Here is a 14,313-nt window from a genome sequence, read left to right as displayed (position 1 = left end):
AAGGGCCGTGGGAGAGAGCACTAAGGTGCGGCGCATGACTTCAACCCAAGCCGAAATCGACCGGTCCGAACTCGGCACCCTCTCGGTGCTCGCCTGGATCGGCGACCCCTCCGAAGGCCACGACATCCCCTACCTCCTCGCCTACACCCTCGGCGACGGCCCGAAGGGCAAGGAGGCCGGTGAGGCGGCCGCCCGCGGGCTGCTGGAGGAGATCGGGCTGCCCATCGGCGACGTGGTCATGGACGGCACCCGCAGCCCCTCCACCTTCGCGGTGAAGATCCTGCTGGCGGGCAACCAGGTCGCGCTCACCCTGCCCGGCCTGAACGCCACCTGCACCGCCCCCGACGAGTGGGTGACGGCGGCCGGCGAGAGCGGGCAGGCGTACTTCCTCTTCGCCACCACCGCCTGGCCCGAGGCCGTCCCGGGCCGGCCGGTGAGCCCGGAGCTGCTCCAGGCGTTCGCGGGTGACGAGGCGGTGCTGACCAGCAGCGCCCACTGCGTCATCACGGTGCAGAGCCTGCGCCAGTAGCCCGGCGCACCTTTCTCCGGCCGCCGGGCCCCCAGCCCGCCCGGCGGCCGGCACCCGCCGCACCGCTTCGAACCGCCCTCTCGTCAGGGCTGGTCGAAGGAGAACCGGAGCGAGCGGACCCGGTTGTCGAAGCTGGAGCCCGCCAGATCGGGCAGGCCCGCCGCCCGCAGCCCCACCGGCCGGGTCAGGAGCTCCCGGAACAGCGCTTTCATCTCCACCCGGGCCAGATGCGCGCCCAGGCAGAAGTGCGGGCCGCCGCCCCCGAACCCCAGGTGCGGGTTGGGCGAGCGGGTGATGTCGAAGGCGTCCGGGTCGGGGAAGACGGCCTCGTCACGGTTGGCGGAGGCGTAGTACAGCACCACCTTGTCGCCCGGCCGGAACAGGTGGCCGCCCAGCCGGTGTTCGGCGATCACCGTCCGGCGGAACTGGATGATCGGCGTCGAGTGGCGGACCATCTCGTCCACCGCCCCGTCGGCGTACGTCTCGAAGTCGCCGAGCAGCAGGCCGCGTTGGTCGGGGAAGTCGGTGAGCAGGGTCAGGCCGTGCGTGATGGCGTTGCGGGTGGTCTCCACCCCCGCCACCATCAACAGCGAGAAGAACGCGCCCAGCTGCCGCGCCCCGAGCGCCTGGCCGTCCACGTTCGCGCAGATCAGCGCGGAGATCAGGTCGTCCTGAGGGTTCCTGCGCCGCTCGCGCCCGATGCCCGCGACCATCCGCTGCATCCGGGCCAGCGCCCGCAGCCCCCGGCCGGGCATCCGCAGCCGGGCCGCCAGGCCGCGCTCGACCCCGATGTTCTCGGAGGCGTGGTTGACCCGGTCGGCGATCTCCGGCCGGTAGCGCTCCGGGATGCCCATCATGTTGCAGATGACCTCCAGGGGCAGCCGGGAAGCCACGGCCGAGACGAACTCGTCGGGCCGGTGCGCCAGTACGTCGTCCACGATCCGGGCCGCCACCGCGTGGATGTCCGCCTCGGCCGCGGCCAGCAGCCGGGGCGTGAAGGCGCGCTGCACGATCTTCCGCAGCTGCGCGTGGTCCGGCCCGTCCAGATTGACCATGGAGTCCCCGAACAGTGCCCGCACCCAGCGGGCCGGTTCCGGGGTGGTGACCCCGGGCGCGCTGGCGAACACCTTCGGCAGCCGGCTCGCCTCCTGCACGTCCGCGTGCCGTACCAGCGCCCAGTGGCCGCGCCCCCGGCCCTCGGGGACGAACACCGGGGCGTCCAGCGCCCGCAGCCGGGCGAAAGCGGCCAGGCGGTCATCGGGGGGCAGTTGCCAGAAGGCCGGATCGGCCAGCTCCTGCCCGGGCCGGTCCGCGTACCGCTGTGCCGGGACTGTCATGGCCCGCACCTTCTTCCTCGTCGTCGGCGCAGTCGCCGTGCCGCCCCCGACCGTCTGTACTCACGCACCAGAACGCGTCCGCTCGGTCAAGGTCACGCCCACCGCCACCGAGGCCCCCATGACCAGGCCGGCCCACAGCACCGCGTCCTCCCCGCTCCAGGAGCAGGCCAGGATCGCCAGCGCGGAGAGCGGCAGCAGCAGTTGCTGGGCCGTCGTGCGCTTGAAGTGGCGGGCGTGCAGGAACCAGACGGCGACCAGATACAGGGCGGTGGGTACGGTGACCGTCAGATTCGCCGCCAGCTGCGAGATGTGGGCCTTGCCCACCGCCTGCTCGACCGCCACTTCCATCCCGGCGCCGACGGCCGCCGCCGCACCGAGGATCACGTAGTGCCCGTAACCCCAGGGGATCGCCTGGCGGTTGCCGGACAGCCGCTCGTGGGCGGGAACCGCGAAGTAGATCCACCAGGCGGAGAAGACGATCAGCAGGCCGCCGGCCGCGATCGGCAGCAGCACGCCCAGAGCCTCCTGCTCGTCGAGGGCGGACTGTACGGCGACGGTGCTCGCCGACACCGTCTCGCCGAGGACGATCAGCGTGAACAGGCCGTACCGCTCCACGATGTGGTGCGGGTGCCAGGCCGTCTGGTGACGCCTCTCGGCGATCAACGGGACGGAGAGCTCGGCGGCCACCAGCACCAGGAACAGCCAGCGCCGTGCGCCCGCGGGAGCCGCGAGCAGGGCGATCCAACCCGCCTGGCACACCACCAGACCGGCGGCGTACATCAGTGCCGAGCGCCGGGCCGGTCCGCTCTCGCCCGCGGCGGCGCGCAACCACTGCGCGGTCAGCGCGATGCGCATCACCACGTAGCCGAAGACCGCCACGGTCCAGTCCTGGGCGTCGAAGGCCCGCGGCACCCCGGCCGCGTAGATCAGCACGCCGGCGATCTGGACCAGGGTCGCCACCCGGTACGGGATGTCGTCGCAGTCGTAGGCGGAGGCGAACCAGGAGAAGTTGAGCCAGGCCCAGAACACCCCGAAGAAGACGAAGAGGTAGCCGGTGATGCCGGCGCCGAAGTGCCCCTCGGCCAAGGCGTGGACCAGCCGTGCCCCGGCCTGGGCGACCGCGACGACGAAGCAGAGGTCGAAGAACAGCTCCAGCGGCGTCGCGGTCCGGTGCGCCTCGTCCGGGCGCCGGGCGGTCATTCGTACGTACAACATGGCGCCCAGGACAGCAGCCGGACGCCGGCCGGCACCCGAGGCGCGCGGGTCCGCGGTGAAACGGGGTACCGCTCGCGGGCCCGCGTCCCGGGGTGTGCGCCGGTGGGGCTGTGCCGCCCCGCGGGCGGGGTCCGGCGGCTGACCGGTGGCCCCGGCGGGAGCGAACGTACCCTGGGGGCATGAGCACCGCCCCCGCCTCCGACCGCCAGGACCCCGCGGACCCCTCGGGTTCCCCCACGACCGGGCCCGGGGCCGCCGCGCCCGCCGCCGCGGCGGCGAAGCCCAAGCCCAGGCCCAAGCCGAAGCTCGACTTCGGTGACCCCCTGGACCAGCAGTCCTCGGACGACACGGACCGCGGCTGGGGCGAGCGGCCCCCCGCCGGCGGCAGCGCGGCCGACCTGGCCCGCTTCCTCGACGAGAAGCCCCCGCACCACGTGTGAGCGCCGGGGCTCAGACGGAGCCGTCGCGCCCCTGGCCGTAACCGGGTGCCTGGCCGTAGCCCGGTCCCTGTCCGTAACCCGGCGCCTGGCCGTAACCGGGCCCCTGTCCGTAACCCGGTCCCTGCGCCGCCTGGACCCCGGGGCCGCCGGCCTGGCCGGAGCCGGTGCGCTGGGCGACGAGGTTGTCGCGGATCTCCTTGAGGACCTCCAGCTCGGTGATCTCCATGGTCTCCTGCACGCCTTCCCGGGCCTTGCGCCTCTCCTCCATCCTGGCCAGGTACTTCGCCATCGGCAGCACCATCAGGAAGTAGACGACCGCCGCGGTGATCAGGAAGGTCAGCGTGGCGTTCAGCACCGAGCCCCACATGATGTTCACGCCGGTGGGGTCCCCCTTCGCGTCGACGCCGCACGGGGCCTTCAGGCAGGACGAGTAGACGTCCAGGTTCTTCGTGCCGAAGGCGCCCACCAGCGGACTGATGATCCCCTTCACCACGGAGTTCACGATGTTGGTGAACGCGGCGCCGATGACCACGGCCACCGCCAGGTCGACGACGTTGCCGCGCATCAGGAAGGCCTTGAAGCCCGCCAGGACGCTCTCGTTCTTCTTGCTCACGACTGAGCCTCATCTCGCATCTGCGGAACCATCTACGGAACACGGATCCAACGGTTGCGAAAACTACGGCAGCCGGGGCCCCGCCTGTCCAATCGAAGCCCTTCCGAAGACGGTGTGACAGGTCACCCGTCCGATTCAGCACAAGGTCACCGCCAGCCGTGACACGCTGCCGGCGCCGACGAGGGCCCGCGCGGTCTCCCGGGGGACGGACAGCACCACCGTGGCCCCGCCGTCGCCCGGCGTCCCCTCCGGCTCCGGCACCCGCGCGACCCGAGCCGCGGCAGCCACCACCCGGGGCGGCCCGGCGCGCTCCGCCGCCACCACGTCCACCCGGTCCCCGGGCCGCAGCAGCCGCACCGTCGCCGCGTCCGCGATGCGTACGGGGGCCGACACCATCCGCACCACCGTGGGCGGCGGTCCCGCCTCCGGCGGTCCGGCGCCCCGGGAGGCCCGCGCCTGTGTCCCGCCGACCGCCAGCGCGGCCGCGACGACGGCCAGCCCCGCCGCCCCGGCCCGCCTCCGACGTCGCACGGCGCGCCCGAGGCGGTCCCCGCCACGCCCCACCCGCAGCGGCGGGAAGAGCGGGACGGGGTGCGCGGGCAGGCCCGTGGGAGGCAGGCGCGTGAGAGGCAGGGCCCCGGGAGTCGGGCCCGTAGGAGAAGGGGGTGCCGTAGGAGAAGGGGATCCCGTAGGAGAAGGGGACGAGGAAAGCTGCGGGGAAAGGAACGCGGACATGCGGAACACCGCCCGGCTGTGGGTTCGGGGTCCGGACCCGGCGTCCGGACACCCCTCACGATCCGCCCCGGCGCCCGATCCCGCTCACGCCTGTGGACCGTCCCCAGGTTGTGGACAACCCCGTCACCCCCAGGGGTGAGTGCGGCGCTAGGGCAGCTCGATGCCCAGGTCCCAGCCGTCGTGCGCGTGCGTGCACAGGCAGTCCCGGGATTCCGTCGGCGGCAGGGCCGCGACCGCGTCGAACAGGACCTCGCGCAGCCGCCCGACGTTCTCGCCGAACACCCTCAGCACCTCGGTGTGGGAGACGCCCTCGCCCGTCTCGGCGCCCGCGTCCAGGTCCGTCACCAGAGCCATCGAGGTGTAGCAGAGGCCCAGCTCCCGCGCGAGGACCGCCTCCGGGTGCCCGGTCATACCGACCACCGACCACCCCATGGCCGCGTGGAAGAGCGATTCGGCGCGCGTCGAGAACCGGGGGCCCTCCACCACGACCATCGTGCCGCCGTCCACCGGCTCCCAGCCCCGCCCGCGCGCCGCGCCCATCGCCGCCGCCCGCCCGACCGGGCAGTAAGGGTCGGCGAAGGTGGTGTGCACGACGTTCGGGACGGATCCGTCCGGCAGCGGCTCCCCGTCGAAGAAGGTCTGCACGCGGGACTTCGTGCGGTCCACCAGCTGGTCCGGCACCAGCAGCGTGCCCGGCCCGTACTCGGCCCGCAGACCCCCCACCGCGCACGGCCCGAGCACCTGGCGCACGCCGACCGAGCGCAGCGCCCACAGGTTGGCCCGGTAGTTGATCTTGTGCGGCGGGACGGTGTGGCTGCGCCCGTGCCGCGGCAGGAACGCCACCGACCGGCCGGCCAGCTCACCCAGGTACAGGGAGTCGCTGGGGGGCCCGTAGGGGGTTTCCACCTGTATTTCGGAGACGTCCTCCAGGAAGGAGTAGAACCCCGAGCCGCCGATGACACCGATCTCTGCGTTCGCCATACGGTCACCCTAGCCGCGGACGCACACGGCCCCGCCGCCCAGGTGAGGGCGGCGGGGCCGGGCGGAAAGCGGACGGGTCAGGCGGCCGAGGTGGAGCTGCTGCTCGTGGTCGACGAGGACGACGTGGTCGAGGACGCGGCGGCCGGGGCGGCGGCGGTCGACGTCGTGGACGAAGCCGGCTTCGAAGCGGGCGTGCTGCTCGACGACGCACCACGGCTGTCGTTCCGGTAGAAACCGGAGCCCTTGAAGACGATGCCGACCGCGGAGAACACCTTCTTCAGGCGTCCGTCGCAGTTCGGGCACACGGTCAGTGCGTCATCGGTGAACTTCTGCACGGCCTCAAGGCCCTCACCGCACTCGGTGCACTGGTACTGGTAGGTCGGCACGAATTTCCTCCTGGCACTCTCACTCAATGAGTGCTAACGACGCTCCATGGTGACGTATTCCGGCGGAACAGTCCACCGATCTCGGCCGCGCGGTGACCGACACCACCCTCAGACGGTGCTGAGGTCCCGCTGCCGGCCCCGGTTCTCCCGGGCCTGCGGGGTCTCCGAAGAGCTGACGATCCGGCCGGCCGCCTTCGGCGCGAGCTTCGCCCGCAGGGAAAGCAGCGTGACCAGCGCCAGCGCGGTCGCGGCCGCCGGCACGAGGAACCCGTACGAGGACCCGTGCGCGTCCGTCAGGCGGCCGGCCACGATCACGGCGATGGCCTGCCCGAAGGCGACCGCACCGGTCAGCCAGGTGAAGGCCTCGGTGCGGGCGTTCGCCGGGATCAGCGCCTCGATCATCGTGTAGCCGGTGATCAGGGCCGGGGCGATGCACAGACCGACGAGCAGGCCGATGGCGGCGAGCAGGACCATCGAGTCGGCGGTCCACAGCAGCGACGCGGTGGCGGTCAGCCCGATGTAGCCGAGCAGCAGCCGGCGGCGCGGGCCGATCTTCCAGGCGATGGCGCCGCAGGCGATGCCGGCGAGCATGTTGCCCGCGGCGAAGACGCCGTACAGCAGGCCGTTCGCACCCGGGCTGCCCATCTCGCTGGAGAAGGCGGCCATCGAGACCTGCATGCCGCCGAAGACGGCGCCGATCCCGAGGAAGGCGACGATCAGGACGCGCAGACCCGGGAAGGACAGGGCCGAGGCGCGCTTGCCGCCGGTGGAGGTCTGCGCGTGCCCCTTGGGCTGGGTCGCGCGCTGGGCGGCGAAGAGCAGGCCGCCGAGCAGCGAGAGCGTGGCTTCGGTGATGAGCCCGGCCGAGGGGTGCAGGCCGGTGCACAGCGCGGTCGCGAGGACCGGGCCGACGACGAAGGTGAACTCGTCGGTGACGGACTCGAACGCGGCGGCGGTCGGCAGCAGCGGCGAGCCCTCCAGCTTGGCGGCCCAGCGGGCCCGGACCATCGGCCCGACCTGCGGCACCGAGGCGCCGGCCGGGATCGCGGCGGCGGCGAGGGCGAGGACGGGGGCGCCGAGCAGCGCGAGCGCGACCAGGGCGCTCACGGCGGCGGCGTGGAGGAGTACGACCGGCAGCAGGACGGCGCTCTGGCCGTGCTTGTCGGTCAGGTTGCCCATCAGGGGGGCGCACAGCGCCATGGAGATGCCGGTGACGGCGGAGACGATGCCGGCGTTGGCGTAGGAGCCGGTGGTGTGCTGGACGAGCAGCAGGATGCTGATGGTCAGCATGCCGAACGGCAGGCGGGCGGCGAAGCCCGGGAGCAGGAAGCCGAGGGCGCCGGGAGTGCGCAGGAGCTGTCCGTAGCCGGGGCGGGCGGACGAGTCGGTCGTGACCGCGGATGTCACGGCCTTGCCTTTCCGCTGCCTGGTAGAACTCCCCGTCTGCGGACGGTGCGGCACCTTGTGGGCGAGCCGCACCCGTACATGTGGGAGCCCCGAGAGCTGTCCTCTTGCGCAGAACCGAGTGATACCTGGGCGCCCACTGCGGGGGCCACGGCCGCTTTGCGGTCGCGCCAGCTCTGCGTCAGGCAGAGTTGGTTCGTTCTGGTGTGCCTTTATCGTACAGGCAGACCGTCGCTTACGCCCTGTGATTCCGACGACAATTTATGGGTTCACCTGCGATTAACTGGAAGTTCGCATTCCGCAAGCCGTCAAAGCAGGGCAGAAGTGCCCACCGGACCGCGAAATCACAGATTTAGAACGTCGCTCTAACGCTCCGAAGCCCCACCAAAGGCCCACCCGAGCCCCACCCGAGCCCCACCCGGGCCCCGCCTCAAGCCCCGTTCGAGCCCGTCCCCAGCCATCCCGCGAGCTTGCCGCCCCGCGCGACCGCCCGCAACCGTGCCTCCGCCGCGTCCCGTACCTGGTCCGTCGCCACCACCAGCAGCTCGTCCTGCCGGCGCAGCACCGTCGACGGCGCCGGTACGAAGCTCTTCCCGTCCCGCACCACCAGCGTCACCGACGCCCCGGCCGGGAGCCGCAGCTCTCCGACCTCCACGCCGTGCATCCGCGAGGCCGGGGGTATGGCGAAGGACAGCAGGTGCCCGCGCAGCTTCTCCAGCGGAGCGGACTCGATGCCCAGGTCCGCCGCCTCGTCCGCGGCGCCGAGTTCGAGCTTGCGCGCCAGCCACGGCAGGGTCGGGCCCTGGACCAGGGTGTACACGACGACGAGGACGAAGACGATGTTGAAGACCCGGTCGCTGCCCTCGATGCCGGTCACCATCGGGATGGTGGCCAAGATGATGGGCACGGCGCCGCGGAGGCCCGCCCACGACATCAGGGCCTGCTCCTGCCACGGGATCCGGAAGGGCAGCAGGCTGACGAACACCTCCAGCGGCCGCGCCACCATCGTCAGCACCAGTCCGATGATCACCGCGGGCCAGAAGTCCTTGGCCAGCTCGTGCGGGGTCACCAGCAGGCCGAGCAGGACGAACATGCCGATCTGGGCGATCCAGCCGAGCCCGTCCGCGAACCCCCGGGTGGCGGGCCAGTGCGGCAGCTTCGCGTTGCCGAGGACCATCGCCGCCAGGTACACCGCGAGGAAGCCGGAGCCGTGCGCCATCGCGCCGGCGGCGTACGCGGTGATCGCGATGGCCATCACGGCGATCGGGTAGAGGCCCGAGGCGGGCAGCGCCACGTGCCGCAGGCCGTACGCGCCCAGGAAGCCCACCGTGAGGCCGATGGCGGTGCCGATGGCCAGTTCGAGGGCGATCTTGCCGATCAGGACGTACCAGTCGTCCACCGGTCCGACGGTCGCGAAGGACACCACCAGGATGACCACCGGGGCGTCGTTGAAGCCGGACTCCGCCTCCAGCACACCCGTCACGCGGGACGGCAGCGGCACCTTGCGCAGCACCGAGAAGACGGCCGCGGCGTCGGTCGAGGAGACGACCGCGCCGATCAGCAGGGCCTGGCGCCACTCCAGTCCGACCAGGTAGTGCGCCCCGGCCGCCGTGACCCCCACGCTGATCGCCACCCCGAGGAGGGAGAGCGTGATCGCCGCCGGCAGGGCCGGCCTGATCTGTTTCCACTTGGTGCCCAGACCGCCCTCGGCGAGGATCACGACGAGCGCGGCGTAGCCGATGACCTGGGTCAGTTCGGCGTTGTCGAAAACGACGTTGCCTATGCCGTCCTGGCCTATCGCTATGCCTATGCCGAGGTAGATGAGCAGGCTGGGCAGACCGCTGCGCGAGGAGACGCGTACCGCCGCTACCGCGACGAGCAGCACGAGCGAGCAGACCAGCAGGAGCTCATTGAGCAGGTGGACAGTCAGCGGGCGGCCCTTTCCCTCCATGTGCCCTGACGGATCGTTCCTCCGGAGGCACGTGACAAGTACTTCGTTACCTTACCTAATCTTTGACGGAGTCTTTACTCGACAACCACATTGTGAAACGTGCGCCCGCCCCTGTCCTACGGACCTCGACCCCTGGCGGATCATCGAGGGCGGTCCTGCGCCTATGGTGGCTTCCAGCAATCCCAGGACCACCCTGCCCCTCTAAGGACAGCGATGCCCGCCAACTCATCCGGCCCTTCCGTCAAGAAGAAGGGACGACGCGCACGTCTGATCGTGCTCGTCATGGTCCTGGCGCTCTTGGCGGGACTCGGCTACGGGGCGTACTGGAGCGTCGACGGCGTCCGTGCCTCCTATCCCCAGACCACCGGCTCCCTCAAGCTGCCCGGCCTGACCGCGGCCGTCGAGGTCAAACGCGACGAGCACGGGATCCCGCAGCTCTACGCGGACAACGACGAGGACCTCTTCCGCGCGCAGGGCTTCGTCCACGCGCAGGACCGCTTCTGGGAGATGGACGTCCGCCGCCACATGACCTCCGGGCGGCTCTCCGAGATGTTCGGCTCCGGCCAGGTCGAGACCGACGCCTTCCTGCGCACGCTGGGCTGGCGCCAGGTCGCGCAGAGCGAGTACGACACCAAGCTCTCACCGGAGACCAAGAAGTACCTCCAGGCGTACGCCGACGGGGTCAACGCCTACCTCAAGGGGAAGTCCGGCAAGGACCTCTCCGTGGAGCACGCGGCCCTCAAGCTGACCGGCGATTACACGCCGGAGCAGTGGACGCCGGTGGACTCGGTGGCCTGGCTCAAGGCGATGGCCTGGGACCTGCGCGGCAACATGCAGGACGAGATCGACCGTTCGCTGATGGCCGGCAAGCTCTCGCCGCAGCAGATCGACGACCTCTACCCGCCGTACCCCTTCGACCGGAACAAGCCGATCGTCGAGGGCGGCGCCGTCTCCGGGGGCAAGTACGTCCCCCAGGGCACGGCGTCCGCGGGCTCGACGGGCACGGGCAGCGGAACGGGCTCCACCGGAACCGGAACCGGAACCGGAACCGGCACGGGGACCGGCACCGGCTCCCAGGCCACCCCGAACGGCCAAATCACCACCGGCCTCGCCGACAACGCCTCCGCCCAGGGCGCGAGCGTCGGCCTGCGCACCCAGCTGTCCTCCCTCGCCAAGACCCTGGACGAGATCCCGGCCATCCTCGGCCCCAACGGCAGCGGCATCGGCTCGAACTCCTGGGTCGTGGCGGGCAAGTACACGACCACCGGCAAGCCGCTGCTCGCGAACGACCCGCACCTCGCGCCCCAGCTGCCCTCCGTCTGGTACCAGATGGGCCTGCACTGCCGCGCGGTCTCGCCCCAGTGCCAGTACGACGTGGCCGGCTTCACCTTCTCCGGCATGCCGGGCGTGGTCATCGGCCACAACGCCGACATCGCCTGGGGCATGACCAACCTCGGCGCCGACGTCACCGACCTCTACCTGGAGCAGATCAAGCCCGACGGCTACGTCTACGACAACAAGGTGGTCCCCTTCACGACCCGCGAGGAGGAGATCAAGGTCGCGGGCGGCAAGAGCAAGCGGATCACGGTCCGCACCACCAACAACGGCCCGCTGATCTCCGACCGCAGCGACGAGCTCGCCACCGTCGGCTCCCGCGCCCCGGTCAGCGGCTCCGCCCCCGACCGCGGCGACGGCTACGGCGTGGCCCTGCGGTGGACGGCGCTGGACCCGGGCAAGTCGATGGACGCCGTCTTCAAGCTCGACCGGGCCAAGGACTTCGCGGGCTTCCGCGCCGCCGCCCGCGACTTCGAGGTCCCGTCCCAGAACCTGATCTACGCCGACAACAAGGGCCCCAACGGCAACATCGGCTACCAGGCCCCGGGCCGCGTCCCGATCCGCGTCGGCGACGGCCGCATGCCGGCGCCCGGCTGGGACCCCAAGTACGCCTGGAAGGGCGGCAAGGACGGCACGAGCGGCTACGTCCCGCAGGACGAGATGCCGTACGAACTCAACCCGGCGCGCGGCTACATCGTGACGGCCAACCAGGCCGTCACCGAGAGCGGCACCGGCGCGGGCAAGTACCCGTACGTGCTGACCACCGACTGGGGCTACGGCGCCCGCAGCCAGCGGATCAACGACCTCATCGAGGCGAAGACCAAGGACAACGGCAAGATCTCCACCGATGACATGCGCACCATGCAGATGGACAACAGCAGCGAGATCGCCGCGCTGCTGACGCCGATGCTGGCCAAGATCCAGGTCTCCGACCCGGACGTGCGCTCGGCGCAGAAGCTGCTGGAGGACTGGAACTACACCCAGGAGCCCGACTCGGCGGCGGCCGCCTACTTCAACGCCGTTTGGCGCAACATCCTCAAGCGCGCCTTCGGCGACAAGATGCCGAGGGAACTGCGCGTCACCAACAGCTGCATGAACGTCCAGGACAGTGGCAACGGGCCCGCCGACGACCTCGCCGACATCGTCCGCGAGTGCGGTAGCCGCGGAGCCGACACGGCGCAGCCGGACGGCGGCGACCGCTGGTTCGAGGTGGTCCGCCGCCTGGTCAAGGACGAGAAGTCGGCGTGGTGGAAGTCGCCCGGCACCGTGCGGGAGAAGCCGACCACGACCCGCGACGAGCTGTTCGCCCGGGCCATGAAGGACGCCCGCTGGGAGCTGACCGCCAAGCTCGGCAAGGACCAGTCGACCTGGAGCTGGGGCCGGCTGCACCAGCTGACGCTCAAGAACCAGACGATCGGCACCGAGGGCCCCGGCTTCATGCGGTGGCTGCTGAACCGCGGACCGTGGAACCTGGGCGGCGGCGAGGCCACGGTCAACGCCACCGGCTGGAACGCCTCCAGCGGCTACGGCGTCACCTGGGTGCCGTCGATGCGGATGGTCGTCAACCTCAACGACCTCGACAAGTCCCGCTGGATCAACCTGACCGGCGCCTCGGGACACGCGTACAACTCCCACTACACCGACCAGACCACGATGTGGGCCAAGGGCGAGCTGCTGGACTGGCCGTTCGGCAAGGAGGCCGTGGACAAGGCCACGGCCGACACCCTGACGCTCAAGCCGTAGAGCTCAGAATCCTTCGAAGCGGACCACCCCCGACGGGGTGGCCACCGCCCGGACGGGGTGGTCGTGCGGTTCCTCCGGGACCCGCGCGACCACCTCTTCGTCGTAGAGGAGCACCACCAGCGCCGGATGCGCCCCGGCGCGCTCCAGCCGCTCCAGCACCCTGTCGTACGAGCCCCCGCCGCGTCCGAGCCGCATCCCGCGCGCATCGACGGCGAGTCCCGGCAGCAGGACGGCGTCCGCCCCGGTCACCGCGTCCGGGCCCAGCGGCGGCCCGGACGGCTCCAGCAGCGCCATCTTCCCCGCGTGCGCGGTGGCGGTGAGGCTGTCCGGGCCCTCGTACACCGCCCAGTCGAGGTCGTTGTCGGGCAGCAGCAGCGGCAGCAGGACCCGCTTCCCGGCCGCCCGGAGCGCGTCGAGCAGTTCGCGGGTGCCGGGTTCGGTGCCGACGGAGACGTACGCGGCGACCGTCGCCGCTCCGGCCAGTTCGGGCAGTCCCGAGGCGGAGCGGGCGAGCGCGCGGGCCGACGTACGGCGCGACTCGGCGGAGCGGGCGCGGCGGGCCGCGAGCAGCTCGCGGCGCAAGGCCGCCTTCTCGGCCACGCGGGCCGCCCTCCGGCCGGACGCGTCTGACTGGTTCCCTGCCACAGCTGGATCAGATTTCCTTCCGAAGCGGCACAGACCGGGAGCTTCTCCCCGGAATCTGACCTGGCGTTTCTGCGTAACCCACTATCGTTCTGCGCATGAATCAGTTGCACCCCGTGATCAAGAAGGCCGTCATCCCGGCCGCGGGCCTCGGCACTCGCTTCCTCCCGGCGACCAAGGCGACCCCGAAGGAAATGCTTCCGGTCGTGGACAAGCCCGCCATCCAATACGTGGTCGAAGAGGCCGTCTCGGCGGGGCTCGACGACGTACTCATGATCACAGGACGTAACAAGCGCGCCCTCGAAGACCACTTCGACCGCAATTACGAACTGGAGTCCGCCCTCATCGCCAAGGGCGACGACGACCGGCTCAAGAAGGTCCAGGAGTCGAGCGACCTGGCCACCATGCACTACGTCCGCCAGGGCGACCCGCGCGGCCTCGGCCACGCCGTGCTCTGCGCCGAGCCGCACGTCGGCGACGAGCCCTTCGCCGTCCTGCTCGGTGACGACCTGATCGACCCCCGCGACCCGCTGCTGCGCCAGATGGTCGACGTCCACGCCCGCACCGGCGGCACCGTCATCGCCCTGATGGAGGTCGACCCGGCGAACGTGCACCTCTACGGGTGCGCCGCCGTCGAGGCGACGGACGAGCCGGACGTCGTGCGGATCACCGGACTCGTCGAGAAGCCGGAGCCGGCTGACGCCCCCAGCAACTACGCGGTCATCGGACGCTATGTCCTCAACCCCGCGATCTTCGGCATACTGCGGGAGACCGAGCCGGGCCGCGGCAACGAGATCCAGCTGACCGACGCCCTGCAGAAGCTTGCCGCCGACGAGAGCGTGGGCGGCCCGGTGCACGGCGTGGTCTTCCGGGGCCGCCGCTACGACACCGGGGACCGCGGTGACTACCTGCGGGCCATCGTCCGACTCGCGTGCGAGCGGGAGGACCTGGGCCCCGAGTTCCGCACCTGGCTTCACCGTTACGTCACGGAGGAGATGTAGC

General features: G+C 71.3%; 13 protein-coding genes. 4 read left to right on the top strand and 9 right to left on the bottom strand.

From position 1 onward, the window contains the following. Window positions 1-34: 34 nt before the first annotated feature. Window positions 35-529, top strand: a complete 495-nt coding sequence (locus OHA81_RS13845) for a DUF5949 family protein (RefSeq protein WP_329195943.1) — start codon at window positions 35-37, stop codon at window positions 527-529. A gap of 83 nt (window positions 530-612) precedes the next feature. Here the strand turns inward: OHA81_RS13845 and OHA81_RS13840 are convergent, their stop codons facing one another. After that, entirely contained in the window at window positions 613-1,866 is a 1,254-nt protein-coding gene (locus OHA81_RS13840) for a cytochrome P450 (protein WP_329195941.1), read from the bottom strand. A 60-nt stretch (window positions 1,867-1,926) separates the two neighbouring features. Beyond that, the gene (locus tag OHA81_RS13835) at window positions 1,927-3,081 is read right to left on the bottom strand and encodes a low temperature requirement protein A (RefSeq protein WP_329195939.1); all 1,155 of its coding nucleotides are present in this window, start codon (window positions 3,079-3,081) and stop codon (window positions 1,927-1,929) included. A 179-nt stretch (window positions 3,082-3,260) separates the two neighbouring features. Between OHA81_RS13835 and OHA81_RS13830 the strand changes: the two genes are divergently transcribed. Beyond that, the gene (locus OHA81_RS13830; protein ID WP_329195937.1) at window positions 3,261-3,521 is read left to right on the top strand and encodes a hypothetical protein; all 261 of its coding nucleotides are present in this window, start codon (window positions 3,261-3,263) and stop codon (window positions 3,519-3,521) included. Window positions 3,522-3,531: 10 nt separating this feature from the next. Here OHA81_RS13830 and mscL read toward each other — a convergent pair whose 3' ends face one another. From mscL to OHA81_RS13800, 6 genes are all read right to left on the bottom strand, one after another. Next, the gene (mscL, locus tag OHA81_RS13825; RefSeq protein ID WP_329195935.1) at window positions 3,532-4,134 is read right to left on the bottom strand and encodes a large conductance mechanosensitive channel protein MscL; all 603 of its coding nucleotides are present in this window, start codon (window positions 4,132-4,134) and stop codon (window positions 3,532-3,534) included. Window positions 4,135-4,269: 135 nt separating this feature from the next. Beyond that, window positions 4,270-4,665: a hypothetical protein gene (locus OHA81_RS13820; RefSeq protein WP_329195933.1), complete on the bottom strand. Its 396-nt coding sequence runs from the start codon at window positions 4,663-4,665 to the stop codon at window positions 4,270-4,272. 351 nt (window positions 4,666-5,016) lie between these two features. Beyond that, window positions 5,017-5,850: an S-methyl-5'-thioadenosine phosphorylase gene (locus tag OHA81_RS13815; protein ID WP_329195931.1), complete on the bottom strand. Its 834-nt coding sequence runs from the start codon at window positions 5,848-5,850 to the stop codon at window positions 5,017-5,019. Window positions 5,851-5,927: 77 nt separating this feature from the next. After that, window positions 5,928-6,236, bottom strand: a complete 309-nt coding sequence (locus OHA81_RS13810) for an FmdB family zinc ribbon protein (protein ID WP_329195929.1) — start codon at window positions 6,234-6,236, stop codon at window positions 5,928-5,930. A 108-nt stretch (window positions 6,237-6,344) separates the two neighbouring features. Continuing rightward, window positions 6,345-7,643, bottom strand: a complete 1,299-nt coding sequence (locus OHA81_RS13805; RefSeq protein ID WP_329195928.1) for an MFS transporter — start codon at window positions 7,641-7,643, stop codon at window positions 6,345-6,347. A gap of 427 nt (window positions 7,644-8,070) precedes the next feature. Continuing rightward, the gene (locus tag OHA81_RS13800) at window positions 8,071-9,591 is read right to left on the bottom strand and encodes a potassium/proton antiporter (protein ID WP_329195927.1); all 1,521 of its coding nucleotides are present in this window, start codon (window positions 9,589-9,591) and stop codon (window positions 8,071-8,073) included. 213 nt (window positions 9,592-9,804) lie between these two features. Between OHA81_RS13800 and OHA81_RS13795 the strand changes: the two genes are divergently transcribed. Next, window positions 9,805-12,669 carry a penicillin acylase family protein gene (locus OHA81_RS13795; RefSeq protein ID WP_329195926.1) on the top strand — a complete coding sequence of 955 codons (2,865 nt, stop codon included), beginning with the start codon at window positions 9,805-9,807 and terminating at the stop codon, window positions 12,667-12,669. A gap of 3 nt (window positions 12,670-12,672) precedes the next feature. On the opposite strand, the gene OHA81_RS13790 is transcribed toward OHA81_RS13795, so the two are convergent. Beyond that, window positions 12,673-13,269, bottom strand: a complete 597-nt coding sequence (locus tag OHA81_RS13790) for a 5-formyltetrahydrofolate cyclo-ligase (protein ID WP_329195925.1) — start codon at window positions 13,267-13,269, stop codon at window positions 12,673-12,675. 140 nt (window positions 13,270-13,409) lie between these two features. Here OHA81_RS13790 and galU point away from each other — a divergent pair, with 140 nt between their 5' ends. Continuing rightward, window positions 13,410-14,312 carry a UTP--glucose-1-phosphate uridylyltransferase GalU gene (galU, locus tag OHA81_RS13785; protein ID WP_329195924.1) on the top strand — a complete coding sequence of 301 codons (903 nt, stop codon included), beginning with the start codon at window positions 13,410-13,412 and terminating at the stop codon, window positions 14,310-14,312. Window position 14,313: the final 1 nt, after the last annotated feature.

The sequence above is a fragment of the Streptomyces sp. NBC_00667 genome, assembly GCF_036226825.1.
Taxonomy (GTDB): domain Bacteria; phylum Actinomycetota; class Actinomycetes; order Streptomycetales; family Streptomycetaceae; genus Streptomyces.
Note: the sequence above shows the minus strand (reverse complement) of the source record. Positions and strands in the feature narration are given on the sequence as shown.

Excerpts from the sequence above, each read along its gene's own strand:
- OHA81_RS13845 (WP_329195943.1), top strand. The coding sequence starts at position 35 with ATGACTTCAACCCAAGCCGAAATCGACCGGTCCGAACTCGGCACCCTC.
- OHA81_RS13840 (WP_329195941.1), bottom strand. The coding sequence starts at position 1,866 with ATGACAGTCCCGGCACAGCGGTACGCGGACCGGCCCGGGCAGGAGCTG.
- OHA81_RS13835 (WP_329195939.1), bottom strand. The coding sequence starts at position 3,081 with ATGTTGTACGTACGAATGACCGCCCGGCGCCCGGACGAGGCGCACCGG.
- OHA81_RS13830 (WP_329195937.1), top strand. The coding sequence starts at position 3,261 with ATGAGCACCGCCCCCGCCTCCGACCGCCAGGACCCCGCGGACCCCTCG.
- OHA81_RS13815 (WP_329195931.1), bottom strand. The coding sequence starts at position 5,850 with ATGGCGAACGCAGAGATCGGTGTCATCGGCGGCTCGGGGTTCTACTCC.
- OHA81_RS13800 (WP_329195927.1), bottom strand. The coding sequence starts at position 9,591 with ATGGAGGGAAAGGGCCGCCCGCTGACTGTCCACCTGCTCAATGAGCTC.
- OHA81_RS13795 (WP_329195926.1), top strand. The coding sequence starts at position 9,805 with ATGCCCGCCAACTCATCCGGCCCTTCCGTCAAGAAGAAGGGACGACGC.
- galU (WP_329195924.1), top strand. The coding sequence starts at position 13,410 with ATGAATCAGTTGCACCCCGTGATCAAGAAGGCCGTCATCCCGGCCGCG.